Here is a 25,100-nt window from a genome sequence, read left to right as displayed (position 1 = left end):
ATAAGCAGCTATCATCGCACACCTAATCAAATGCACCCGTAGCTCAGTTGGATAGAGTATCAGTTTCCGAAACTGAGGGTCACAGGTTCGATTCCTGTCGGGTGCACCAATAAAATCAAAGACTTAGCTCAAGAAAAACTTCAACATCATCGAGTATAGTCTTTATAATAGTCCCAGCTATAGTACCACTTTCAAAAACACTTCAGCATTGTCCCACCTAAAATAAACATTTCCAAGCACCAATTATTTCTACAACAATATAGGCATGAAGTTACGTCTAATTTCATGAATACTCAACAAACACACCAGCTCCAACAACATTAAAGACAAATCCACTAATTCCTTTCTGTCGAAAAACAAGTTCTTCACCGAGCCTCTTGCAAAACGCTCCACCAAATAATGCCCCTGTGAATTGCACTTACAGGCACGATCATAGTTAGTGGGCAACTCCCTAACATCATGCCCATATCATGCCCTTTTTGCCGCTCAAGCGGCGATGCTTTGGCGGCGGGTTGTACCTAACCTTTGTGTGGTCGCCCGCGTTTTCTTAGGCTTGTCAACAGCGAACTCAGTAGCGGCCACTTTCGTTTTAACCGTGCGCTCGCGGACTTCAATCGCCATACCATCGCAGCTAATGAACCCAATCAGCTACTCGCCCAGCAGGGATTTACTCAACGCCTCTTGCGCCCGCTCCGCCAATTCATTTTCGGCTAATACCCATGAAAACGTCGCCTCTGATACTCATATAGTCATTCAAGATAGAATCACACTTATTGCGATCCATTGTCATGATTTGGCGACGCTGTGCGATTAGCTTTAAATCACTCTCAATAAACCCAAACAATTGCTCAATGCTTAGCGAGGCATGCTCAACGTCTAGCTTTAATTTTGTTTGCGCCTCCTCCCGCTTCTGGCGCAGATTTTCATGTAAAAACCAGCCCAAAACTGCGGCAATTGGCAGCATCAAGACGACCGTCAACAGTAAAATCTGCACTCAAATGGATAACTGCTACCAAACTTTCTTCATGGACCGTTTCCTAAATGAATTAATTCGAAGAATTTTCGCCACAAATTCAGCACATAAAGTCATCAAATATATGTGAAAAAAATAAATCTGCTATTTTGTTGTCGCCGATGCTTTTTTGACCCATCTGTCGACACTCAACTGACCCAAGCAAAATTGTCTTTTTCAATAAGGTTAAATAGCTTGCTGCGTAATGCCGTGGGTCACGCAAATCTCGGCAGATGCGTTTAAAAATTGTCGGTGCGAACAGCGACTGAATCGCACCGAGTTTCGCGGAGGCTGTTTGGTTTGAGTCAGACCAACACGGCCTGCTCGCTTTGATTACGATAATAGTTTGCCTCTGCTTCCGCGGGTGGAATGTGGCCAATCGACCCCAGCAAACGATGCTGATTGAACCACGAAACCCATTCCAATGTCGCTAGTTCCACGGATTCTAGACTTTTCCAAGGTCCCAAACGGTGAGTCACTTCTGTTTTGTAGAGCCCGTTAATCGTCTCTGCTAATGCATTGTCGTAACTATCACCGGTCGTGCCAACGGATGGCTCGATGCCAGCTTCAGTCAATCGTTCGGTGTAGCGAATCGAAACATATTGCGAACCTCGGTCGCTGTGATGAATCAAGGCCTCACGCTCTGGTTGCCGCGCCCAAAGGGCTTGCTCCAACGCATCCAGCACAAACTCAGTGTGCATGCTGCGACTCACTCGCCAGCCCACGATATAACGAGCAAAAACATCGATCACAAAAGCTACATAGACAAAGCCTTGCCAAGTCGACACGTAGGTAAAATCCGACACCCAGAGTTGATTCGGTCGTTCGGCTACGAATTGACGATTCACATGATCGCGTGGGCAAGCAACGGCAGGATCGGGACGTGTCGTTCGCACCGCTTTGCCACGCGATACGCCGCGTAAACCGAGGCTTCGCATCAAGCGTTCAACGGTACAGCGCGCCACAGTATGTCCATCTCGCTTGAGCTGCCGCCATACTTTTACCGCCCCGTACACCTGATGATTCAATTGCCAGACACGCTCAATTTCACCGCTCAGTTGCTCATCACGAATGGTACGCTGACAACGCAACGCTGGATTGCGCAGCCGAGCGACATAACGTCGATAGGCTGACGGGGCGACCTGTAATAGCTTGCAGATCGGCTCGACCCCGTGCTGCTCACGGTGGGTATCGATGAATCCTCTTACGATTTCAAGCGGCGGTCGAGCTCCGCCTGTGCGAAATACGCGCTGGCCAGTCGCAGAATTTCGTTGGCTTTTTTAAGTTCGCGCACTTCGCGTTCTAGCGCTTTAATGCGTTCGTTCTCTGCTGAATTTTTGTTGGCTTGAACGGTATCGCCACCTTGCCGACGGCACCATGTGCGCAGCGTTTCTGGCGTGCAGCCTATTTTGCTGGCAATTGAAACGAGGGTTGCCCATTCAGATGGATATTCGGCAAGGTGCTCAATGACCATGCGAACAGCCCGTTCGCGGACTTCGGGGGAAAAGTGAGTTGATTTCTTCATAGCGCCATTCTCTCAAGAATTGGAGCCGCCGCGAAACCCGGTGCGATTCAACCACCACTCCCCCCATTCAGCCGCGAAACGGCTGCACAAAAAGTACGCCTGGCTGAAGATGGCTGGAATTCACGCGACCCACAACGCGTCGCATTGGCCTATACGCCCGATACGATTTGGCGCAATCGTGATCAATTTCCGCGTGGTCGTGAACAGGTAATTGAATTTCTCACTCGCAAGTGGGAACGCGAGGTGGAATATCGCCTGATCAAAGAGCTCTGGGCGTTTGACGCCAATCGAATTGCAGTGCGTTTTGCCTACGAGTGGCTAGATCAAGACGGCCAGTGGTATCGCTCATACGGCAATGAAAATTGGGAATTTGACACCCAAGGCCTGATGCATCGCCGCTTTGCCAGTATCAACGATTTAGCCATCGCCGAATCCGAGCGACTCTTTCATTGGCCACAAGGTCGGCGACCTGATAATCACCCGAGTCTGAGTGAGCTTGGCTTATAGCCATGATATCTGCTTAGGCCGAGGAGTCGATATCCTGGCTTAAAATATCAAAGGCCGCAAACATCCAGGCGGTGTAAAAACGCTGAAAAATGATGTTATCGCATACCCCCACCAAGAACGGGTATTTATATCATTAGTCAGCAATACCTCCCACATTAGTAGCAAACAAATGCTTTTTTGGGCAGCTACACCCCACTTTTTAAATTAGGATTTTTTTACACAGCCACCATCAGGAGCTGCCTTCATTATTGTGAATTTGCGCCAGTGCTATTCGGCAACCCGCCACTCATATGCCTCCACTTCGAGAGAAACAGTTTAACAACAGAGCGATGCTTATTAATGCATCGCAAACAAGCTTGTAATACGCTGTTGCTTTATAACTTTTGCTTACAGTAAATCATGAATCGGTCAGCATCATTTCTTTTGCTAGTAGCAAGTACCTTATTTATTGCTCAAATCGCTAGTGCCAAACTAACCGAGCAGCAAGCCAATAGTTTGTATGACAAAGCGCAAACAGGTGACAAAAGCTCATTTGACACCCTGCTAGCCGAGGCGAAGAGCGGTGATGTCTATGCTCAAAACAAAATCGGCAATTTAGCGCGAGGATACGATAATGCTGCCGCAATGGCTTGGTATCGCAAATCGGCCGATCAAGGTTATGCCAATGCTCAATACAATATGGGACTCTGTTATTACAATGGATTTGGCACCGCAATTAACTACACCGAGGCTGCAGCTTGGTATCGCAAGTCGGTAGCACAAGGCTACGACAAGGCTCAGTACAATTTAGGAACTATGTATAAGAGTGGAAAAGGTGTCCAGCAAGACTTAGCTCAAGCATTAAATTTGTACCGTAAAGCGGCGGAGCAAGGAAATATGCATGCGCAAAGTGCACTGGGGTTTCATTACTTGACGGGACAAGGGATCGAAGTCAACTCTGCTGTGGGGGAGGCTTTGATTAAAAAAGCGGCAGCGCAAGGTGAAGAACGTGCGTTAAAATACTTAGCGAAAAATAAATAATGACTCGCAGCACGACATTTGGTGTGTTGTTATGTGCCATTTCACTGTCTGCATTGTGGTTTTGGCATGATCCACATGAATCTAATCTAGTCACCCAAGTGTCTGCGTCTGAACCAATATCAGCGCAAGTACGACTGCCCGTAAATTCTCACCTCATTGACCATGCAGGCATCATCCCCTCTGGCGACATCCCGCGCTTTGATCAGTACATGGGCTGGATTTTGCGTGAATCAGGTATTGATGTGCGTATCGTGTTTTTACCTAGTGTGAGCAATAAATCCATTGAGACCCAGGCCGTAGATTTGATGTCACAATTGCAGATTGGCAAGCAAACAGGCCAACAGCGTGGCATTTTGTTGTTATACGACATGAAAGAGCAACGACTTAAAGTTGAAGTGGGTTATGGTTTAGAGGAAGTTTTTCCTGATGTATTTGTAAACTACCTAGTGCAAGATCACGTAAAAACATTCTTTGCTTCTGGAGATGCATCGTTAGGTTTGCGTTTAATGTTGCGTCTATTGCAACATCGGATACGTGAAGCCGTTATTGGTAATGATTTCGACCCGCGTACTATCAGTAAAGTTAGAGAGTTGGAATACCTTTCTGGTGGTGCAGGGGTTAATTCGGTGCTTGCACTTGGTACAAAGGACGGCAGCAAACCAACAGCCCAGCCGGAAAGGAATCTGGCCTTTCCCGCTGGTAAATCTCCAGCTAGTGCATATCATACTTATCTAGATTGGCTGGCACATTGGCCAATGAATCTAAACGCAGAATTTTTTACAACTGAGTCTCGTCAATATTTAGCTTCGTTGCCCAGTAGCCCTGCTTATGCTGAGTTCATTTTATTCGGTGAGTACGGCAAGCAGTTTAAAGTTGTTGAGCGTGGCGACTTGGCATTGCTTTACTTCACCAATACGCCTTTCGTATCCCCTCACTTCTTTATAAAAACAAATGGCGAGTGGCATATGGACTTAATGGCTGAGGTACGTAATACCCATGAGCATAGCGGTGGCGAATATACGTGGGCATATTACGGCGACCAAGATAAATACACGTATGCTTTTAGTGATTTACTAGTAACGCTTAAAGGTTATCGGCGTATCCAAGATGGTGACAATAGGCCACTAGTTATTCGTGGAGATCGTTAGTCTAGAGGCATCAATCGCACTGTGCTGATTTATGCAACAAAGGCAGTCTGGACCCACAACGGACTCTAAGCCATTCACGCCGTGAGTGACTGGTAAGGAAATTGAAGCGGGCGCTCAATTAGCCACAATGAACTTCGACACATCGGCCAAGCCGGGCGCATCTCAAGTACCATTTTCAGGTAGATTTTATCTCTAACGTTGATATCGATATTTATCAGCCAGATGTCGCCATTCAATCAACGGCCAGCACTTAACTGACTTGATTTAAACACCTAAAGTCGCCCCACCATCGACGCATAAATTATGCATTGTGATGTGTTTAGCTGCGTCTGATAGCAAAAACAATACTGGAGCTACAATATCTGTGGTCGCGGCGATGCGCCGTAGGGGAATGCCGGTGCGGAAGCTGGGTAAAGCGCCATCGATCACTTTTTGCGCGTCACTTTCGCTTGTCCACAATTGGCGCTGCATCGCGGTGTCGGTCGAGCCTGGCGACACGATATTACAGCGGATACCGTATTCGGCCAGCTCCAGCCCCAGACATTTGGTGAAATGACTAGACGCGGCTTTTGACGCGGCGTACGCCGCCATTTGCATGCGCGGTACAGCGGCAGCATTTGAGCCCACAGTCACGATATTACCCGCACGGCGTGTTTTCATGCGCTGCGCCACCGCTTGCGATAGATAAAATACGCCATGCGTATTGACCGAAAAAGTCAGTTCCCAGTCATCAAAACTTAAATCGCAAACAGCACCAAGGCGCAGTACGCCAGCGACATTAACCAAAATATCAATTGCGCCCAGCTCAGCTTCGATTTGGGCAACCACATCGCGTACAGCCTGACTGGAGCGCACATCGACCGGATAGGCATGAATATTGGCGCTAGTTTGTGCCAGCGCCGCCAGCGCATCGACTTGCACATCGAGCGCAGCAACGGTGACGCCTTGCGCGCTGAGTGCTTCAACAATCGACGCACCGATGCCTTGCGCCGCTCCCGAAACGATGGCGATTTTGCCTTGCATACAAATCCTTAAGGGGTTGATTCCAAAATAGAAAACAGCGCGATTAAAACATCTATACGGTTTAAACTGTTTGCGACGCCGATGGCACTACGACCGGACTACCATCAATGGGCGCACTTAAAATGTCAGCATCAACGCCATACAGCGTTTTTACCAAGGCTGGCGTAACGATATCGCTTGGCGCACCTTGTGCGACAATATGACCATCTTGCATCGCGACCAGCACATCGGCATAGCGCGCGGCGGCGATCAGATCATGCAGCACAATGACAACGCTAGCGCCCGTACGCGCCAGATTTTTTGCCAGCGACAGCACTTCAAGCTGATGCCCCAAATCGAGCATGCTAATCGGCTCATCGAGCAGCATCAGCGGCGCCTCTTGCGCCAAAATCATCGCCAACCAGCAGCGTTGGCGCTGCCCACCCGACAAGCGATCAAGCCGCCTGTATGCCAGATCGCTGACATTGCACGCAGCCATTGCACGCTCAACCACATCCTGATCGTATGCAGACCATTGCTGAAACAAGCTTTGATGCGGATGGCGACCATAGCGCACCAAATCGACAACGCTAATGCCTTCAGGCGCGAGTGGTGATTGCGGCAGCAAGGCAATCGCATGCGCCGCCTGACGCGCACTTAATTGCCAAACGTCTTTGCCATCCACTTGAACGCGGCCGGCCTGCGGCTTTTGCAAGCGTGCAATTGCACGCAACAGCGTCGATTTACCGCAACCATTGGGCCCCACGATAACCACCAGTTGTCCCGCCCCCACGTTCAAACTTACGCCTTTCACCGCGGTATGGCTATCGGTTTTGCTCTCGTAACGAACGCTCAAATTTTCAACCATTAATCGCATGCTTATCTCATTTCAATACTTGCTACTACTATCAATACTAGCGCTAAATTAGAGCACTACGGTACAAGGGTATTGCCACACAAGCCAATATGAAAAATTCATTCAGAGACATACGTACTAATCACGCTCTCTACGCAGCAAAATCCACAGCAAAAATGGCCCGCCCATCAGGCATGTAATCACACCTACCGGCACTTCGGTACTGCCGCCTGCACTACGACCAAATGTATCGGCGCAAACAACAATCAGCGCACCGATTAAGGCAGAGCGCGTCAATGGCACTTGATTGGCCGCACTAAAGTGCCGCGCTAAAATCGGCGCAGTCAGCGAAATAAATGCAATCGGCCCACCGATCGACACGCCTAAAGCTGCTAGTGCAATCGAAAGCAATAATGTCCACAACTGTACGCGTTTGACGTTCAGCCCCAAGCTGCTCGCTAAATCAGGCTCAAACCGCAGCACAGCCAATTGTCGCGACAGCAAAACCGCGCACGGCAATAAGAACAGTAAACCGAGCGCCGTTGGCAGCGATGCCGTATAGCCACGGCCAATTAAGCTGCCGATACTCCATGCATATAGCTCGCTGGCGTGCTGCAAATTAATTGTCGACAGCAATAATTCCGCCGCCGCACGCAGCAAAGTTGCAATCCCTAAGCCCACAATCAGCACACGGTAACCTTGATGCCCAGTGCGCCCTGCCGCCAACATCACTAACAAAGCCGCCAGCGCAGCACCAAAAACAGCAAGCGTCCAATCGCCCAGCAAACCGCTACTGCCTAGCAATAAGCCCAAAACCACCGCCAACGTTGCGCCCTGTGAAATACCTAACAAATCTGGCGATGCCAGCGGATTACGTGCCATCGTTTGGATTAAGCAGCCGGATAAGCCTAGCGCCGCGCCTGCAACCAAGCCGGCAATAATGCGCGGCAAACGGATTTCAACGACCAAAATCTGGCTGGCGCGACTGCCCTCACCCAGCAAAGCTTGAATCACAGCTTCAGGCGACAGCATTGTGCTGCCGAGCATCAATGAGACGACAATCGCGCCGAGTAAAATCAATAGGATATTGAGCGTGCCAAGCAAAGATTCCATCGAAAACAAAATAGAGACTGATTTATATTGGAATATTTTTGGCTTTGAGAAATCCGCTTGAGAAGTAAAGTCCGTTGACATCGCTTAAGCCACCAAGCGATTAGATCGCACCAGAATAATCAGCAAGGGAGCACCGATAAATGCCAATATAATGCTGACGGGTGAGTCATACGGCTGGCTCAATAACCGCGCGATAATATCAGCCCCAAGCAGCACAATCGCACCAAGCAAAGCCGAAAAAATCATCTGATTGATTAAACGCGGCCCCATTAAAGTTCGCGCCAGATAAGGTGCAATCAAACCCAAAAAAGCCAATGGCCCAGCCAGCGCAACGGCCAAACCGCTCAATAAAGTCGTAATCAGCGCAACTAAAACGCGAATCAAACCCGGCCGATAACCCAGCGCCCGCGCACTATCGTCTCCCAGCAGCAGCGCCGACAATGGCCGCACCATCACGAAGGCCGCGATCAATCCCAGCACACAAGCCGGAAGCAAAGGCCAAATCATTTCAGCACTGCTGCCTGCTAAAGAGCCCAAAATCCAGAAACGATATTGCTCGTAAGCACTGGCGTTCATCAGCAATAAATACGACGTTGCGCCCTGAAACGTCGCTCCCAAGGCTAAACCTGCCAAAACCAAACGCAGCGGCGAACTCGATTGTGTTGTCGACTGTAAGCCCGTTTGCGCAATCAATAGCACCAAGGCATTCGCAATCAGCGCACCTATCAAGGCCCACAGTAAATAATCCACACTGGTATGGGCTAGGCCTAAGCTAAAACCAATCACGATACTCAAAGCGGCTCCGGCATTCACCCCAAGTAGACCGGTATCAGCCAGCGGATTGCGCGTCGCCGATTGCAGCAAAGCACCAGCCACCCCCAAACTCGCACCCACCATGATGACTGCCATCGTGCGCGGCAGGCGCAACTGGCGAATTACCATGTCCAGCTGCGCTTGATTGACACTGGTTTTGCCCAGTAGAAAATCAAAACTCGCGCTCATTCCCACATGGCCCGAACCCGACAGCAATGATAAAAGCATCATCGCCAATAGAGTAAACGTCAGTATCGCGCCTAAGTGAACGGGCTGAACGCTATCAGAGGTATAAGTCATTGCATTACTCATTGAACGACACAGTTCACTGCGCTGAATTAGCAGTTTGCGTCACTTGCGCAATCTGCACCGTACGAAGGTTTTTTTCAACGTCATCTAGCACCGCCAATGCCGCCAATGGTCCACCCGTGCTAGTCCATAAAGAGCCATCAATAATGCGTACTTGCTGATTTTTCACCACGTGCAGATTTCTAAACGCGGGCGCGGTTTGCACCGTTTTTAGCGTTGCCGCCGCATCACCTTCCGGTGATAAAGTACCAATAAACAACCAATCGGCATCGATTTCGGTCAGCGCTTCGAGACTTAATGGCTTGGAGTGATTTGCGCCCGGCTGCATCTGTCCAGCAGGGCGAGTCAAACCAAGATCTTGCACAACCAAGCTGGCAAAAGCATCTTTCAACATAAAACCTGGACCTTTGGGGTCCCAGCGGACAATGCTAATCGTTTGAGCGGGTTTAATTTGCGTTCGCAGTTGAGCTACCCGCGTTTGGTATTGCGCCAAAAAATGCTGAGCCTGCGCGTTTTTACCCAATAATGCCGCCATTTGATTAAACGCGGTTTTCCAATCAGCACCCGCTTGAGTTGTAATGAGCACTGGCGCAATGCGCTCTAACTGCGCGATGATTTGCGGATCCCGAATCACACTCGTCACAATTAAATCCGGCTGCGCAGCGATGATTTTGTCCATATTTGGCTGAGCAAACGCACCAACACTGGTGATATTTTTTGCTTTGGTCTGCAAATAATTTGGCACACCTGCTTGACCGCGGCCATTGGTCGCCCCCACAGGCCGCAACCCCAGTGACAGCAGCGCATCTAAATCAAATTCGCCCAAGGCCAGCACCCGCAATGGTTTTAGCGGCACATTCACCTTGCGGCCAGCGGAGTCAATCACTTGATGGCTCGCAGCGGCTGCGCCTTCTGCTGCATTTGAAGTGCTTGGCGCACGCGAAGCCACAATAAAATACACCGCAATCGCTAACAAAACGGCCAAAACCACGCTACGCCACACTAATTTTTTATTCATATTCAACCTAAATTGATTATTGACATTGAATGGGGATCAAATCACAGACAACATTAACGATAATGATTATTATTTATCTTTTATCACTAAACAGAATACCGCACAAGCAAAGAATAATTATTAATAGGTATACCAATTTAGTTCTTAAAAAGAATAGCCTATATCAATATACCTACCCATTTATAAAGCTAAACGCGCAGCCAATGCTTGCCCAATCACGCGCATCGGCGCCGGATCGCTCATGCCAAAGTGATTGCAATCGAGCTCAACACATTCAATTTTCCCGCTTAAATACGGCAGCCAAGTCGCAGGCACTGGCGTATCTTTGTTATCGCGCCCAGCACGAAACAGCAGTACATCACCCGCAAATGTCGCCGTCTGGCTTTCGCGGAATAGCTTCATGCTATGCCAAACCCCCTGCCCTAGCCGCTCCAAAGCCCCGCGCCCTAAAGCGGAAAAAGGACTACTCGGGCGCATCAAGCGCTGATAAATATCGTCAACGCTTAATGCATCGCTGGCAATTTCACCGTTCACACTGAGCACGGTAATCAGCGCATCGTGCAAAGTCGGTTCACGCCAATCTACAAATGCCGCTGCCGGGTAACTATCCATCATAGCGACCAGCTCCACATGCTCGCCGCGCGCTTGCAAACGCGCAGCAATCTCGTGCGCCAGCGCTCCGCCCAGCGACCAACCCAGCATACGATACGGACCTTGCGGCTGTTGCCGCACAATGCGTTCTACATAGCTTTCAACCTGTGCGTCAAAACTACTGGCAAGCCGCTGATGATCGGCCTGTAAACCATAAATCGTGACGTCCGGTAAATGCTTGGCCAAGCTTAAATAGCACCACGACAAACCTTCGGCCGGATGCAGGCAGAACAGCGCAGGCAATGTACCTTGCTGAATGGTGAGCAGCGGCGCAAACGCGGCGTTTTGCTCGAGATTCGTTTGACCATCCATTGGCACTGGCGGTCTATGCGCAACCGGCGCACTCAATGCTTTGGCTAACGCTTGCACGGTGGCGTGATTAAACAGCGCCGATGCTGCGACTTCGCGCTGCAAAGCACGGCTGAGCTGGCTGGAGACCTGTATCGCTTGTAGCGACTTTCCGCCCAGATCAAAAAAATTGGCTTGCACGCCAACCGGCATTTCGCCAAGGACGTCAAACCAAACCTGCATAATTTGCTGCTCTAAAGGACTGGCATCGGGCAGCTCGCCCACTTCGCGCTGGCTGACCAAACCGGCGAGGTGTTTACGGTCGATTTTGCCGTTCACATTACGCGGCAAGTTAGCCAAAAAGTGCCAATGATTTGGAATCGCTGGCGCAGGTAATAGCTCGGTCAAAAACGCGCGCAATTGCGCAGATGACAATCGATTATCTGAATTAGCTTGCTCCGCACACACAACAAATGCGGCAAGCGCATAACCGCAATGATGGCGCGGCACCGCGACTACAGCGACTTCGCTCAATGCCGTATTGCTCAGTAGTGCATTTTCAATTTCGCTGGGATCAATCCGCAAACCGCTGATTTTAATTTCATTATCCAGCCGCCCTAAAAAGCGCAGCTGACCATCTTGCAGACACGCCCTATCGCCAGTGCGATACGCACGCAGTTCCGGGACTTGCTTAGATAACGTAACAAAGCGACGCGCAGTCAGCTCGGGTTGGCCGTGATAGTGCAGCGCCAACGCCTCGCCGCACAATAGCAATTCACCGGCCTGGCCTAGCGGAACCGGGTACAAATGTTCATCCACGATTTGCGCAGTCACGCCCGGGCGCGGCGCGCCAATTGGCACGCTATCGCTACCATCCCACACGCAGTTCGGCCCGCTCAATGCAGCGGTCGTCGCGATAATTGATGCTTCGGTCGGCCCATAACTATTGAGCAGCGTTTGCTCTGCAAACAAGTTTTGCCAACGACGAGCTCGCTCGGGCAAAGCGGCTTCGCCGCCAATAATCGTTAAACGCACGGAGCTAAAAAGCTGAGCTTGCTCATCGGTCAACGCATGCGCTAATTCATGCCAGTATGCCGTTGGCAAATCGAGCACTGAAATGCGCTTTGCCGCGATAAATTGGCTAAAGGCCGCACCGGAATCGAGCATCGCATCGGTGCGCAACACCAGCGTGGCACCATTGCATAGCGCAAGGAAAATTTCTTCAATACTGGCGTCAAAATGCAGCGGCGCAAATTGCAATACGCGATCACTACTTTTGATTTGATATAACTGAGCGGAGCTGGCGACAAACTGCGACAAAGCGCCATGCCCCAACAACACGCCATTCGGAGCCCCCGTTGAGCCCGATGTATATAACAAATACGCTGGATCACTGACTGCTGGCGTGGTGTATGCGGGGATTAGTGAAGTCGCTTGATTTTCATCATTCTGATCGAGCAACACTAAATGAGCCACACCACCCGCTTTGTCCGCCCAGCACTTCAACGTCATAATCTGCTGCGCATTCGCATCAAGCAAAACGCGCTCTAAGCGCATCGTTGGCCCCAATGGATCGAGCGGCACATAGCAGCCGCCAGCCCACAGCGTCGCCAAAATCGCGATAATTGCGTCTGGACTGCGCGGCATTAAAATCACGACTTTATCGTTGGCTTGCAAACCGTTGGTGACCAGTCGTGTCGCTAGCTGCTGCACCCGCGCAAGCAATTGCGCATAAGTTAGCGCATCGCTCGCCAAGCCATTATCAGGTACAAATTCAATCGCGTTTTTATCGCCAAATTGCTCGCCCATTGCGATCAATTGCGTAATCACGGGGCTGACGGGCCGCTCAACTGCGGCTCCCGTCATTTGCGACAAAGGCGGCAGATTGCGCAGTAATTTGCTCAGCGGCTCAGTCGGCGGCGTACTAGCCAGTGCAGCCAACCAAGCCATTAAATCGCTGTGCAGCTCAGCCAAACGCGCAAGGCTATACGCATTGGGATTAGCCTCCATGCACACACGCCATTCGGCATTGAGCACCGACACGCTGATGTTTAAATCTTTAACCGGGCCAGCGGTAATCGGGTGAATGACGCTGGTCAAACCAGCAAACGGAGCGTGACGATCAAACGGCATAATATTGACCGCTTGATTAAACAAATGCTTGCCGATTTCGAGCAAACCTAAATCCGCGCGTATCCAGCCATAGCGATAATACAAATGCGGCCGTATCATGCGCACGCTGCCCGCCAGCTGCGCGCTCAGCGCTTGCATCGTATTGGCCGGATCGACATTCACGCTCATCGGTACGATATTCATCGCCATACACGGGATATTAATCGCCGGTGTGCCAAGCCGATTCATGACTGGCAAACCAAACGTCAGCTGCCGCTGGCCCGATTGTTTGACCAGCCAGCCACTAATTGCCGCCAGCATCCAGCTCCCCCAATCTTGCCCCGCCAGCTGGGCGGCGCGCTGCAACACGCCCAACTCATTGCGGCTTAAGCGCGTACTGTGGCGCAGCACATCATCAGACAATTCCTGCGCCGCATCAATGGTCGCCGCGCCCGGCGCTTGCTGCATATGTGCAATCCAAAATGCTTTATCCTGCGCCAACTTGCCGTTTTCTTGATACGTTTTTTCCGCCTGCAGCACTTTATCCAACGACCAGTCGGGCAGCACGGGTAAGGTCTGGTTTTGCACGATTGCGCTATAGCGCGCCGCCACTGCCTGACAAATCAAGCCATAGCCAAAACCATCGATCGCGATATGGTGTACTTGCAAATACCATCGCTGCTGATCGTCGGCAGTTTGCAGCACCGCACTGCGATACAGTGTATCTTTGGTTGGATCGCACAGCACCGACAAGGACTGCTTAATCCATTGCTGCGCTGCGGCATCTGGGTCAGCCTCACCACGAAAATCGATGTATTCAAGCTGGGCGCTAGGCGTTTGCGGCCACAGCCACAGGCCTTCATCGTTCATCTCAAAACGTATATGCAAAGTGGCGCTGTGATTAAGCACATCGCGCACCGTGGCGCTCAACGCCGCCAAGTCGAGCACGCCAGTCAGCTCTATCGCTTCGGCAGTTAAATAACACGGGCTGAGCGGCGCCATTTGCTGGCCCATCCAAATCCCGAACTGGGCTGAAGTGGCGGGTAAACGAGCAGAATTTGCAGTCATATTTATCCTAAATGTCGATCAGTTGGGCAAGCGTATAAGCTGCCCCAGTACAGTCGATAAAACTTGTCATCATCATGGATTTCACTCTGTCGTAATCGCCCTAGCCTTATTGTGCAAAAGCAAAATCAATGACGCGGCGCGCGCCGTGCATCAACATATCGTGATGATCGTGCGCAGGCAGGCTATGAAAACTCACGTCAAACGGCTTGCTTTCGCACCGATTAAAATCACGCAATAGCTGCGCAAATTGCTCTGCATTGTCGACCATTGTTCGTGCGCCTAATTTCGTTTCCACTTCTGGCGATGAAAAACTATCAGGGTATTGCTCATCAAGCCCAACAGTAATAAATACCTTGGCGTCATACCCTGACCAATCGATTTTCTCTAATTGCTGTGGCAAGTATTTAATCGTTTGATGCTCACCAAACCACAGCGACGGACTCGCCGCCCAATAACGCTGAAAATGCTGCGGCTGTGTGCTGAGCGCATACAGCGTAAATAGCCCGCCGTAAGAGAAACCAAACAGCGTTTGCTGCTGCAAATTGAGCGCGAAATGCTGCGCAATCAACGGGCGCAACTCTTCAGTGACAAAGCGCAAAAATTGATCGGCACCACCGTGTTGACTAGACAAGAAATCGCCCGTCTTAGCCGTTGTGAACGGGGTGTAATCGAGCGCACGCGCATCGACGTCAAACGGTTTGCCGCTAACATGCGCAATCGCCACGATCAACCCATCACGAGGGCGCGGCTTATTTCGCCACGCTTTATGCTCACCGCAAGAAACCGACTGCGGGCGCACCGCTTCCATTATCGGAAAACTCGCCATACCATCTAACGCCCACACCGTTGGATAACCATCTTTCGGTGCAGCGCATGCAGGCAAGCCCAACAAAATGCGGTAACGCTGGCCAGTATGCTGCGAGCTAATTTCGAAACTGAGCGTGCGATCACGCTGCGCCGTTTGCCAGTCCGCTGGCCAAGTCGCAGTTACTGGCGTGACTCGTTCCACCTGCGCGGTAGGCTCCACCGCCATACTAGCTTGATTAAAAAGCATTTGTGTTCCAATCCATATCGATACTACTCGGTGGTATACGGCCAAAAGCCTTACTCCAATTAGACTTAGAATAGATACTAAGACGATTAAACCAATAACACCGAAGCTTTATGCAGTGACGCGCTGCCACTCTAGCTGCAATGCTGAGTTTTTGACCATGAGCCCCAAATGGTCGTTAATCACCCACTCCACTTTCGCCAGCAATGCTTCATCGGCGGCCACACAGAACATCGCCAACACTTCATTGCGGCGCTGGATACAGCATTCGCCGTACGGAAATTTGATATGCGCTTGCTCTGTGTCGAAATCGACCGGGATTTTCAGTGCGAAGTGCTTGCATAATTTGTACAAAACTTTATCGGCGTGTTCTGCGCTTAAAGTGGCTTGGCTAGTGAGCATGGCTTATCCTTTTCTTCATCAAAATCCCAATGCCTCACTCGCATAGCAAGGCATTGCGCTGTGGCTTAGGCTAGAACGGACTCTGTCTTTTGGGTTTCATCGGTGAGCAGATTCCACCACGCGGCCAGTGTTGGCTGCTCGGCCAGCGCCAAAAACGTGAGTTCACGCCCAGCACGACGCCAGCTTTCCAACAAAGTCATCATGCGGATTGAATCTAAGCCCCAATCGAGCAAATTGTCTTCATCACGAATTTCACTGGCGACCACTTGCAAATGGCCAGCAATCAGCGCGCGTAACTCGTTCACTGACGCAGGCAAAACCACAGCAACGCTATTGATCAGTGCATCTGTAGTTTGCGTGCTACCGCAACGTTGCGCGACATAGCGCAGCGCCATTTCATGCTCTTGCAGCGAAAAATCGGCCAGTGCATCGCAAACAAAAAACGCCTGAATGTCATTCATAAACGCTTCGCACGCCGTCATCATGCAGCCGATGTGCGCGTAAACGCCGCAAATAATCAGCTGATCACGCCCCTGCGCTTGCATGCGCTGCAGCAAATCGGACTTCTGAAACGCGCTATAACGCCACTTATCCAACACCGTATCACCGTCGATCGGCGCCAATTCGCTCACAATCGACTTGCGCTGCGGCTGCGCAGTCAGCCCAGGGCCCCACATGTCTTGCAACAAACCACGATGCGCCGCCGATTGCTCTGGCAATTGGGCGGTGTACACGACAGGAATACCTTGCTCGTGCGCCAGATCCAGTAAGCGGCGCGTATTGGTAATCAACTCAGGGATCGGTGCGGCATTACGATCATAAAAATCGATAAAATAATCCTGCATATCGTGCACCAGCAGCACCGCGCGGTCGGCAGCGACTTGCCAATCAACGCGGTTATCAAGCGCTTGCGTCGGCATAACATAAGTCGGTATTTTTGGAATAGCCATTGCTTCAACTCTCTGTATTTAAATTATTATTTAGGCGACAATTTAGTTACTCAGCTGCGCTTCAATCCATGCACGCAAATGTTTTTTACTCACTTTGCCGACGCCGGTTTTGGGGAACTGGCTCACGAACTCGATGCGATCTGGAATTTTGTACGTCGCCAAACCGCGCTCGCGCAGGAAGCGAATCAAATCAACGCTACGTACTACGTCGTTATTACGAATGACAAATGCACAGCTTTTCTCCCCCAGATACGCGTCTGGCATCGCGACAATTGCGGCGTCGATCACGTTTTCATGCTCCAGTAGCTGGTTTTCGACTTCTTCGGCCGAAATTTTCTCGCCACCACGATTAATCTGATCTTTCGCGCGGCCTTCAACAACTAAATTACCTGCTGCCGTTAAGCGAACGCGATCACCAGTACGGTAAAAACCATCGGACGTAAACGCTTTGGCGTTGTGTTCATCGGCGCGGTAATAGCCATGAATCGTGTACGGACCACGGGTGAGCAAATGGCCGACTTCGCCGGCAGCGACGGGCTGATCTTCATCATCAACAATGCGAATCTCATCGTGCTTGGAGATCGGGCGACCTTGGCTATAGCACGTCACGTCCAGACCATCATCGAGGCGCGTGTAATTAACCAAGCCTTCGGCCATGCCAAACACTTGCTGCAATGTGATATTGAGTTCGCTCGTTAAACGACGCGCCAATTCGGGGCTAAAACGCGCACCACCGACTTGCACCACTTTCAAGCTACTCAAATCAGGCTTGAGACTCTTCGCGGCATCAAGCCACACCGGCACCAATGGCGGCACCAGTGCGGTGATCGTGACGCCTTCTTTGGCGATCCAGTTCAACGCGACATCGGGGCTGGGGTGAGCGCACATCACCACTTTGCCGCCAGCATAGAAAACACCGAGCGAGCCGGGAGAGCTCAGTGCGAAATTGTGCCCGGCCGGAATCACGCTCAGGTACACGCTGTCTGGCGTTAACTGGCAGATCTCAACACTGCCGCGCAGGCTGTAGATATAGTCGTCGTGCGTGCGCGGAATCAGCTTAGGCGTGCCAGTACTGCCGCCTGATAATTGAAAAAATGCAACATCACTGGCCAACGGCGGCGCAGGCAGTTCGCTTTCTAACTCTGGTAATGCGTGCAATGAAACAAATTCCGCAGCGTCGCCCAGTACGATGACGTGCTGCAAAGTGGGCGAGTCGGGCAGCACCTCGCGCGCCAATTGGCGATAGTCAAAGTTAGCGTGCGTATCAGCAATGATGTAGGCAACCGCTTCGGCGTGTTGGCAAAAATGCTTGATTTCAAACCGACGATGCGGTGGCAAAGCAAAAATCGGCAGCGCACCGAGGCGAAACAGCGCGTAAATCACCGCAAAAAACTCGGCACAATTGGGTAACTGCACGATAATGCGATCTTTCGGTTTGATTCCTAGCGCGGTGAATCCTTTCGCTAGACGCGTTACTTGCTCACTCAATTGCGCATAAGTCCAACGCTGGGTATTACTAACGATGGCGTCCCTATCACCAAATTGCATGACCCGCTCAGCCAGTACGCCCGAAAATGTTTCACCCAGCCAACATCCCTCTGCACGGTATACCTCAGCAAGCTTATCAGGCCAAGGCGTGTAATCCGATACCATCATTAAACCACTCCTTCATGCGCCAAACCCAAAGCATTGAGCATGGTTTTAAATTTCGCCGCCGTTTCAGCCAGCTCGCTTTGCGGCGATGAATCGGCCACCACACCTGCGCCGGCAAAGAGGCGCAATTGTTTATCTTTCACTTTGGCGCAGCGGATTGTCACAACCCATTCGCCATTACCTTGCGCGTCGCACCAGCCGACCATGCCGGTGTAAAATCCACGCTCAAACGGCTCAAGCTCCCGAATTAAATCGCGGGCAGCTTGATTGGGATAACCGCAGACCGCTGGCGTTGGATGCAAATGCGCAGCGAGCAAGAGTGAGCTGGCGTTGCTGTCATTCAGTACCCCGCGTATATCGCTCGCTAAATGCCACATCGTTGCGGTACTAACGATCGATGGGTGCTCTGGCACATCGAGCGTGGTGCAAAACTGGCGCAATCCGGCAGTCACCGCATCGGCGACGACTTGGTGTTCGTGCAAATCCTTGAGGGAACTGAGCAGCACCGCGCAGCGGCGGGCGTTTTCTTCGTCATCTTGCGGCACGCGCGCAGCGGAACCAGCCAATGGATGAGAGCGAATCTGCTGCCCATTACGACTAAGCAATAATTCTGGGCTGGCACCAATTAAGGTACCTTCATCGCTACCATTCAAATTAACGGCAAAGGTATAGCCACTGGAATTTTTACTAGCAAGGCGTTCGAGCAAATACCCTATGTCTATATTGTCTTCGCAGCATAAATTGAGGGTACGCGCCAAAACGACCTTGCTAAGCTGCTTCTCTTTCAAACGCGAAACTGCTTCGGCGACGCTATCAAAATAGACCTGCGGCGCTGGCTCTGCTTCGATGTGGTAATGCGCGTTAGGGACCAAGCCTTGCGCTGTCGACGAGCTATGTTCGCCCTGCATTTGCAATGGCCCCGCTTGATGCAAATACTGCGGAATCATCAAACACGCCATCTGATCGGCATCAAATGGAATCGCCCCCACCACAATCGGATTAGGGTGACCTGCATCCAGTGCCGCTTTGAGCGCGGTATCCACTAATTGGCTGAGTGCCTGAAGATTATTAGCCTGCGGAACTGTTGCGTAATGGCCTTGTGCCAGCAAGGTACGCTCGGGGGTCGCAAAGAAAAATGGATGCTGGTGGTGATAGTCCGCCAGTAACTCACGCGCTGTTGGCGTTGAAATTGCTACAAAATTATTCATGGGATAAGTCCCGCCTGTCGGTGAATGTCATCATGACTAGAAAGTACAGGGCATGCTGTTCCTCCTTCCGAACCCGCAGAAGGGCGTAGCCTCTCTGTGGTATACGTTTGAAAACATGATTATTGATTTGCCTTCACGACCAATAACTCAGCGTCTGGCGACGCCGCTTGCGTACTCACCGCAAGCGTTGGGATTTGATGCATTTGAATTTGACCCGACAAATAAATGGTTAAACCAGTAATCGCAATCGCGGCCCAACCCGCATGACCAAAACCGACCATTACACCATTGTCTTGCTGGCTGATCAGCAAGCTGCCCAGATAGGCGGCAACACCGCAGGCCAACTGTTGAATCGCCGCATTGAGCGACATAAACGTGCCGCGTAGCGGAGGCTTGACGGCTGAAATCGTAATCGCCATTGCACTCACCGCACGACCGGGCCCGAGACCAAAAAACACTGTCGTGACCAGCAATACCCAGCCCAGTGCCACGACGGGCAAATGCGTTAAAATGAAAATAGGAATAATCGACAGCAAGGCGACGATACGGTAGCTGCGCACTTTGCCCCACTCGTCGGCCAACCTGCCAATGCGCCGCGCGCTAAAAAAACTCGCTATACCACCAATGGCATAAACCAGTGGAATCTGCGATTCATCCAGACCCGCCGTGCTGCTTAAATACAGCGCGACATAGGGAATCACGATAAAGGTCGACCCACCACCCAAAGCCATAAATAAGATGGCGATACGATGATTACGCTCTTTCAATACTGCTGTCATTTTGGCAAATGGCTGACGCCAAGCGCTCTGCTCTGCTGCAGACAGGTGAGTGCGCAAAGTCGGCAAGCGCAACACCGCCAAAACAAAAAATCCCAAGGTCAATAGGCCAATGGCGGCAAAAGGCACTCGCCAACCAAACAGATTACTCAGCAACAACGCCAATGGCACCCCCACTACCGAAGCCACCGCAGTTGCCGACATCACCGAACCGCTAGCTTTGCCGCGCCGCTCAAACGGAATCAGATCGGCGACCATCGTTTGCACCATTGCTGCGAGCACACCACCAAAAGCGCCCGCCAAAGCTCGCGCCAATAACAGCGTTTCAAAACTACCCGCTAATGCGCACCAAAAAGTCGATAAGCCAAATAAACTAAAAAACACCAACAAGACTCGTTTTCGCTCAAACAGATCGACAAACGTTGCGGCAAAAATCCCGCTAAACGCAGCGGCCAGCGTATAAATCGACACTAGTAATGCAAACTGCTGCGTGCTGATACTTAAATTTTTCATTAACAGCGGAGCAAGCGGCATTAGCACCATAAAATCGAGAATATGCGCAAATTGAATTCCCGCCAGTATCAATAACAAGATTCGCTCTTGATGTGGCGTTGACGGCATGGACGGTTGCAAACTCATTGATTAACGGCCCTGTAGGCGTTTGTAGAAGGTGAGGCAAAAAACACAAACAATTCTCTAGCCGATGCCAAGCAAGCTTTACTCAATGATGGCGATCAAGTTTTTCTTGATCGCCGCCACCTAGAGTTCGTTGACGATGTAGGCCTTCAAACAGCTAAGAAATTAAAAGTTTGTATCCACTTTCATCCAGTAACGACGACCTTCATCGACCATCCAATTACCATCCAAACCTTTTTCGCGAGTTCGCGTATCCACATCGACGATTTTGTCGGTCAAATTCAACACCGCCAGGCTCACACTCAGTTGCTTGTTGACGGTGTAGCGCGCACCCAAATCAAACGTGAGGGAGCCAGGGCGGGTTCGGGTATTCATTGCACCATTACGGAAACCCGCAAACACCTCCTCACCGGAGTACTTGGCATGCAAGTAATTTGACCATTTTTCCGTCGGAGTCCAATCCACATGCGCATTGAGCATATGCTTAGGCGTTCGGCTGAGCGGCTGACCATCGAGAGAGCTGCCGTTATACGCTGGCTCTTTACCGCCTTCGCGACTGGAGTACGTATAGGTGTAATTACCCGAAACGGCCCATTGACGGTTAATTGGCCAATTTCCGGCTAACTCAGCACCACGAATCACCGCTTCATCGAGGTTGTCGTAAACATAAATATTGTAATTTTTATTACGCGGGTCTTTTTTCCCGGTGTCATAACTAACAACTTTATTCTCAAAGTCATTGTTAAAGATGGTCAGCGAGAATGATTCGCCTTGGCTACCGTCATAACGAACGCCGAGTTCCTGCGTCGTACTTTCTTCTGGCTTCAAATTCGGATTGCCGCACAATGAGCCCGGCCGCAATCCTGTATTAGCTCGCCCCGTGGTCATGCAATAACCCGCTGTGGTTTGCCGTAGCGTAGGCGCTTTAAACCCCGTCGCTGCACCGCCGCGCACAGTCCAAAAGTCATTCAATTTATATACGGCATATAAACGTGGGCTCCAATGCGAGCCATACAAGTCAGAATCATCCATCCGCAAACCGCCGGTCAACGACAGTTGATTGGTTAAGGCGTATTCATCCTCTAAGAATAATGCCCATGATTTCGCGCTGGCATCATTGGGACTGACGGCATGGCCTGCCACAGGAAACTCATTGGCCAAACCGGATAACTCATTGCGAATAAGTTGCGTTCCGAACTTCAAAACATGCCGATCAAATGGTAAGGTCACGAAACCATCAAAAGTGGTGTTGGTAATCTCGCGCGGCGCACGCTCATCAACGCCATTTTTAGTATTGGTTTCGGTCCCTTTTTCTTGATACAAGGCCATCGACGTTAAGCCCCAACCCCAGCGACCATTGTGCGTCAGGCTGATATTGTCACGTGAATTGACATTTTCTAAATTCCCCAGCGCCTTGGTACTCGTTTTGCCTACCGTGCTGTCGTAGGTCAGCTCGTTGCGCCCCGCCTCTAAAATAAAATCTTGGTTTTCAGTTGGCGTTAGCGTTAGCTTGATACCGACATTGGTGTTTTTAGTGCCAAAAGCACCTGTCGTGCCATTGCTCGGGTAATAAATCGAATCTTCAGCACGATCGCTATAGTTACCAAAAATTTGTAAGCCCAACAAACCTTCCTTCAACGGCCCACTTAACCAAAAATCACCCGCTGCCGTATTGCCGTAGGCAGAATCTTCTTGCAGCGTGCCATTGACGCCGACTGTGCCTTGCCATTCTTTACCGACTTTGCGCGTAATAATATTAATCACACCGCCCATTGCATCTGCTCCATACAAGGACGACATCGGGCCACGAATAACCTCAACCCGTTCAATCGCCGCCAACGGTGGGATCAATGATGCCTGCACCCCGCCCGAGCCACGATTGGTCGTCTCGCGCGTATTTTGGCGTTTACCATCGACCAAGATAAGCGTGTACTCGCCTGGCAAACCGCGAATTTGGATGTCTTTATCGTTGGGCGTATAGCCCGTAACGCTAATCCCTTCAATATTTCGTACCGCATCGGCCAGATTGTTAAATGGCCTTGTCCGTAATTCTTCGCCTGTAATCACAGAAATACTGGCTGGCGCTTCGCGAATTTGCTGCTCAAAACCTGCTGCAGTGACGACCACTGGATTTAAAACTGCGATGTCGTCAGCGTAAGTCGTCGCAGGAGCGACCAACAAGGCCCCTAGCAATAATGGAATTGGCCGTAAAGTAAAATGGATGAATGTTGGCCGCGAAGTCATAACGTGTTCCTTTGCAATAAATGGCACTACCAAGTGAGAATGAATATCATTACAATGGGAATTGTGCCAGAAACCTCGTAAACAAACCTTTGCGCGCGGCAATCATTTCTTTGCGGAAAATGTCATTTGAGTTGTTTTTTTGGATCTGTTTGCATGAAGTGGTATGCGTGCCGAACGAGCGTTGATTTACAAAAAGAGCGCGATCAAATGGAAGTTTAAATATGAAAATACGATGGGATTTTATCCATGCTTGAAATGGCCAGCCTCAAATCACAACGTGACGGCAACCACGTGCAACTCTGGGCAGAGCAGCCCAAGCCCGTGTTAGCGGGGCGCGTTTTTTATGAAGAATTTCATAACACACTCACCCTGCATTGCAGCGACATCGAGCTAACACAGCAAGTGCAAAGTCACGCACAGTTTATGCCGGGCATTAAATTAATCATTATGTTGCAAGGGGACATTGCCATGAATACAGGCGACATAATCCAAGGTGTTTATGCCCGACAAAATGGTTGCTTCTTACTCGCCACTCAAGAACCAGAACCCTACAGCCGGGCGATGCTCGCACTAGGAAAGCAAAAACAAATCGTGCTAAGTATTAGCTCAGAATGGTTTGAAGACGGTGGTTACAGCCAAATACCCAGCTTTAAAACCACTGAAAAATTTTGCCAGCAACATCTGGCACATCACCAGTGGGCCGCTAACCCTCGACTTCAGCATTTGAGTAACAATTTACTCATGTGCATGGGTAAAAACGATCATTTACACAAATTGCAAAGAGAATCAGATGCATTACAACTATTAATGCTAGGTCTTGAGCCGATTGCGAACCAATTGCCAGCACAACTAGATTATCGTGCCGAGCAACGTATTCATACGCTGCTAGAAATGTTACGCAGCGGAGAGGCGGATCAATGGTCGCTACGGCAAATGGCGCAAGCCGTCGGCAGCAACACGACCACATTACAAAAACAGTTTCAATTAAAAACTGGAACGAGTATTTTCGCTTATTTGCGGCATTACAAACTAGAACTCGCACGCCAGCAATTATTACAAGGGCTAAACGTAACCGATGCTGCGATGATTGCTGGCTACAATAACCCCGCTAACTTTGCGACGGCATTTAAACGCCAATTTGGCCAATTACCAAAAGACGTGCGCAGATTTTTATCTACGCAATAAAAGATATTCATTAATTTTAATGCGGATAAATTTTATTTTTCAAATCTCAAGCCCGACGAAAGCAATCGCAGCAATGCCAGACCGCTACCCCAAGCGCCGCCATAGTTTCAATAATGGGCTATAACCAGTGGAGTATGAAAAGCAGTATTTCAAACGCTTTGGCAGGGGCTAGAAAATCGGGGCGATTCACTGACCGATTACCGACAATAATCGACCATAATTGACAACAAAATGGCCCGTCGCGTTGATGCAAAAAGCTACGCCAAGACATCATCATGATGTTGGTGACATGGCATGTTTTGAAGTGAGTGTTGGGATGTATTGCAGGGAGTTGTTTGGCAGAATGCTGGGAGTGCGTTGGACAAAATAAAACGACCTAGCGCTTTCGCGCTAGGTCGTTGAATTTGTTGGTGCCGACGGCAGGAATCGAACTCGCGACCCCCTGATTACAAGTCAGGTGCTCTACCAACTGAGCTACATCGGCAACAGGCGTGCATAATACCTAGCGTTTCTGCGGCTTGCAAGGGGTTTGTTTAAAATATTTCAACTATTT

19 protein-coding genes, 2 tRNA genes and 1 other annotated feature are annotated in these 25,100 nt (G+C 50.4%); of the genes, 5 read left to right on the top strand and 16 right to left on the bottom strand.

Going from position 1 to position 25,100, the window contains the following annotated elements:
* Window positions 1–32: 32 nt before the first annotated feature.
* A tRNA-Arg gene (locus K4H28_RS04920) sits at window positions 33–109 on the top strand.
* Between the two features lie 591 nt (window positions 110–700).
* Here K4H28_RS04920 and K4H28_RS04915 read toward each other — a convergent pair.
* Together K4H28_RS04915 and K4H28_RS04910 are read right to left on the bottom strand one after the other, a co-directional pair.
* Window positions 701–964, bottom strand: coding sequence for a hypothetical protein (locus K4H28_RS04915; protein ID WP_221007273.1), 264 nt, complete (start codon window positions 962–964; stop codon window positions 701–703).
* Window positions 965–1,317: 353 nt separating this feature from the next.
* Window positions 1,318–2,537, bottom strand: a protein-coding gene (locus K4H28_RS04910; protein WP_221007272.1) for an IS3 family transposase whose coding sequence is annotated in 2 segments (ribosomal slippage) — window positions 1,318–2,258 and window positions 2,258–2,537 — 1,221 coding nt in all. Because the reading frame shifts where the segments join, the coding sequence is not laid out codon by codon here.
* Window positions 2,146–2,262 (bottom strand) — a sequence feature (AL1L pseudoknot). (Overlaps the previous gene by 117 nt.)
* Window positions 2,538–2,543: 6 nt before the next feature.
* On the opposite strand from K4H28_RS04910, the gene K4H28_RS04905 reads away from it, so the two are divergent.
* The 3 genes from K4H28_RS04905 to K4H28_RS04895 all read left to right on the top strand — a co-directional run bounded on the left by K4H28_RS04905 (window position 2,544) and on the right by K4H28_RS04895 (window position 5,212).
* The gene (locus K4H28_RS04905) at window positions 2,544–3,044 is read left to right on the top strand and encodes a nuclear transport factor 2 family protein (RefSeq protein ID WP_308443484.1); all 501 of its coding nucleotides are present in this window, start codon (window positions 2,544–2,546) and stop codon (window positions 3,042–3,044) included.
* A gap of 495 nt (window positions 3,045–3,539) precedes the next feature.
* The gene (locus K4H28_RS04900; RefSeq protein WP_221007271.1) at window positions 3,540–4,064 is read left to right on the top strand and encodes a tetratricopeptide repeat protein; all 525 of its coding nucleotides are present in this window, start codon (window positions 3,540–3,542) and stop codon (window positions 4,062–4,064) included.
* The gene (locus K4H28_RS04895; RefSeq protein WP_255573626.1) at window positions 4,064–5,212 is read left to right on the top strand and encodes a TPM domain-containing protein; all 1,149 of its coding nucleotides are present in this window, start codon (window positions 4,064–4,066) and stop codon (window positions 5,210–5,212) included. The genes K4H28_RS04900 and K4H28_RS04895 overlap by 1 nt, the downstream gene beginning before the upstream one ends.
* A 264-nt stretch (window positions 5,213–5,476) precedes the next feature.
* On the opposite strand, the gene K4H28_RS04890 is transcribed toward K4H28_RS04895, so the two are convergent.
* The 13 genes from K4H28_RS04890 to K4H28_RS04830 form a co-directional block, all read right to left on the bottom strand.
* The gene (locus K4H28_RS04890) at window positions 5,477–6,235 is read right to left on the bottom strand and encodes a 2,3-dihydro-2,3-dihydroxybenzoate dehydrogenase (protein WP_221007269.1); all 759 of its coding nucleotides are present in this window, start codon (window positions 6,233–6,235) and stop codon (window positions 5,477–5,479) included.
* Window positions 6,236–6,296: 61 nt separating this feature from the next.
* A complete protein-coding gene (locus K4H28_RS04885; protein WP_221007268.1) occupies window positions 6,297–7,091 on the bottom strand; it encodes an ABC transporter ATP-binding protein in 795 nt (264 codons plus the stop codon).
* A gap of 117 nt (window positions 7,092–7,208) precedes the next feature.
* Entirely contained in the window at window positions 7,209–8,264 is a 1,056-nt protein-coding gene (locus K4H28_RS04880) for a FecCD family ABC transporter permease (RefSeq protein WP_221007267.1), read from the bottom strand.
* Window positions 8,265–8,267: 3 nt separating this feature from the next.
* On the bottom strand, window positions 8,268–9,296 hold the full coding sequence (locus K4H28_RS04875) for a FecCD family ABC transporter permease (RefSeq protein ID WP_221007266.1): 1,029 nt from the start codon (window positions 9,294–9,296) through the stop codon (window positions 8,268–8,270).
* A gap of 25 nt (window positions 9,297–9,321) precedes the next feature.
* A complete protein-coding gene (locus K4H28_RS04870) occupies window positions 9,322–10,323 on the bottom strand; it encodes an ABC transporter substrate-binding protein (protein WP_221007265.1) in 1,002 nt (333 codons plus the stop codon).
* A gap of 180 nt (window positions 10,324–10,503) precedes the next feature.
* Window positions 10,504–14,442, bottom strand: coding sequence for a non-ribosomal peptide synthetase (locus K4H28_RS04865; protein WP_221007264.1), 3,939 nt, complete (start codon window positions 14,440–14,442; stop codon window positions 10,504–10,506).
* Window positions 14,443–14,548: 106 nt separating this feature from the next.
* Entirely contained in the window at window positions 14,549–15,496 is a 948-nt protein-coding gene (locus K4H28_RS04860) for an alpha/beta hydrolase (protein WP_221007263.1), read from the bottom strand.
* A gap of 108 nt (window positions 15,497–15,604) precedes the next feature.
* Entirely contained in the window at window positions 15,605–15,895 is a 291-nt protein-coding gene (locus K4H28_RS04855) for a DUF2218 domain-containing protein (RefSeq protein WP_221007262.1), read from the bottom strand.
* Between the two features lie 65 nt (window positions 15,896–15,960).
* Window positions 15,961–16,845: an isochorismatase gene (locus tag K4H28_RS04850; protein ID WP_221007261.1), complete on the bottom strand. Its 885-nt coding sequence runs from the start codon at window positions 16,843–16,845 to the stop codon at window positions 15,961–15,963.
* 42 nt (window positions 16,846–16,887) lie between these two features.
* The gene (locus tag K4H28_RS04845) at window positions 16,888–18,501 is read right to left on the bottom strand and encodes a (2,3-dihydroxybenzoyl)adenylate synthase (RefSeq protein ID WP_221007260.1); all 1,614 of its coding nucleotides are present in this window, start codon (window positions 18,499–18,501) and stop codon (window positions 16,888–16,890) included.
* A complete protein-coding gene (dhbC, locus tag K4H28_RS04840; protein ID WP_221007259.1) occupies window positions 18,501–19,706 on the bottom strand; it encodes an isochorismate synthase DhbC in 1,206 nt (401 codons plus the stop codon). The genes K4H28_RS04845 and dhbC overlap by 1 nt, the downstream gene beginning before the upstream one ends.
* A 119-nt stretch (window positions 19,707–19,825) precedes the next feature.
* Window positions 19,826–21,121: an MFS transporter gene (locus K4H28_RS04835; RefSeq protein ID WP_221007258.1), complete on the bottom strand. Its 1,296-nt coding sequence runs from the start codon at window positions 21,119–21,121 to the stop codon at window positions 19,826–19,828.
* Between the two features lie 162 nt (window positions 21,122–21,283).
* Window positions 21,284–23,362, bottom strand: a complete 2,079-nt coding sequence (locus tag K4H28_RS04830; RefSeq protein WP_221007257.1) for a TonB-dependent receptor domain-containing protein — start codon at window positions 23,360–23,362, stop codon at window positions 21,284–21,286.
* A gap of 246 nt (window positions 23,363–23,608) precedes the next feature.
* On the opposite strand from K4H28_RS04830, the gene K4H28_RS04825 reads away from it, so the two are divergent.
* A complete protein-coding gene (locus tag K4H28_RS04825; protein ID WP_221007256.1) occupies window positions 23,609–24,547 on the top strand; it encodes a helix-turn-helix transcriptional regulator in 939 nt (312 codons plus the stop codon).
* A gap of 408 nt (window positions 24,548–24,955) precedes the next feature.
* Here the strand turns inward: K4H28_RS04825 and K4H28_RS04820 are convergent.
* A tRNA-Thr gene (locus tag K4H28_RS04820) sits at window positions 24,956–25,031 on the bottom strand.
* Window positions 25,032–25,100 lie beyond the last annotated feature (69 nt).

This window comes from Deefgea tanakiae, assembly GCF_019665765.1.
GTDB classification, from domain to species: Bacteria; Pseudomonadota; Gammaproteobacteria; order Burkholderiales; family Chitinibacteraceae; genus Deefgea; species Deefgea tanakiae.
The sequence above is the reverse complement of the archived record's forward strand: the minus strand, read 5'-3'. Positions and strand labels throughout refer to the sequence as shown.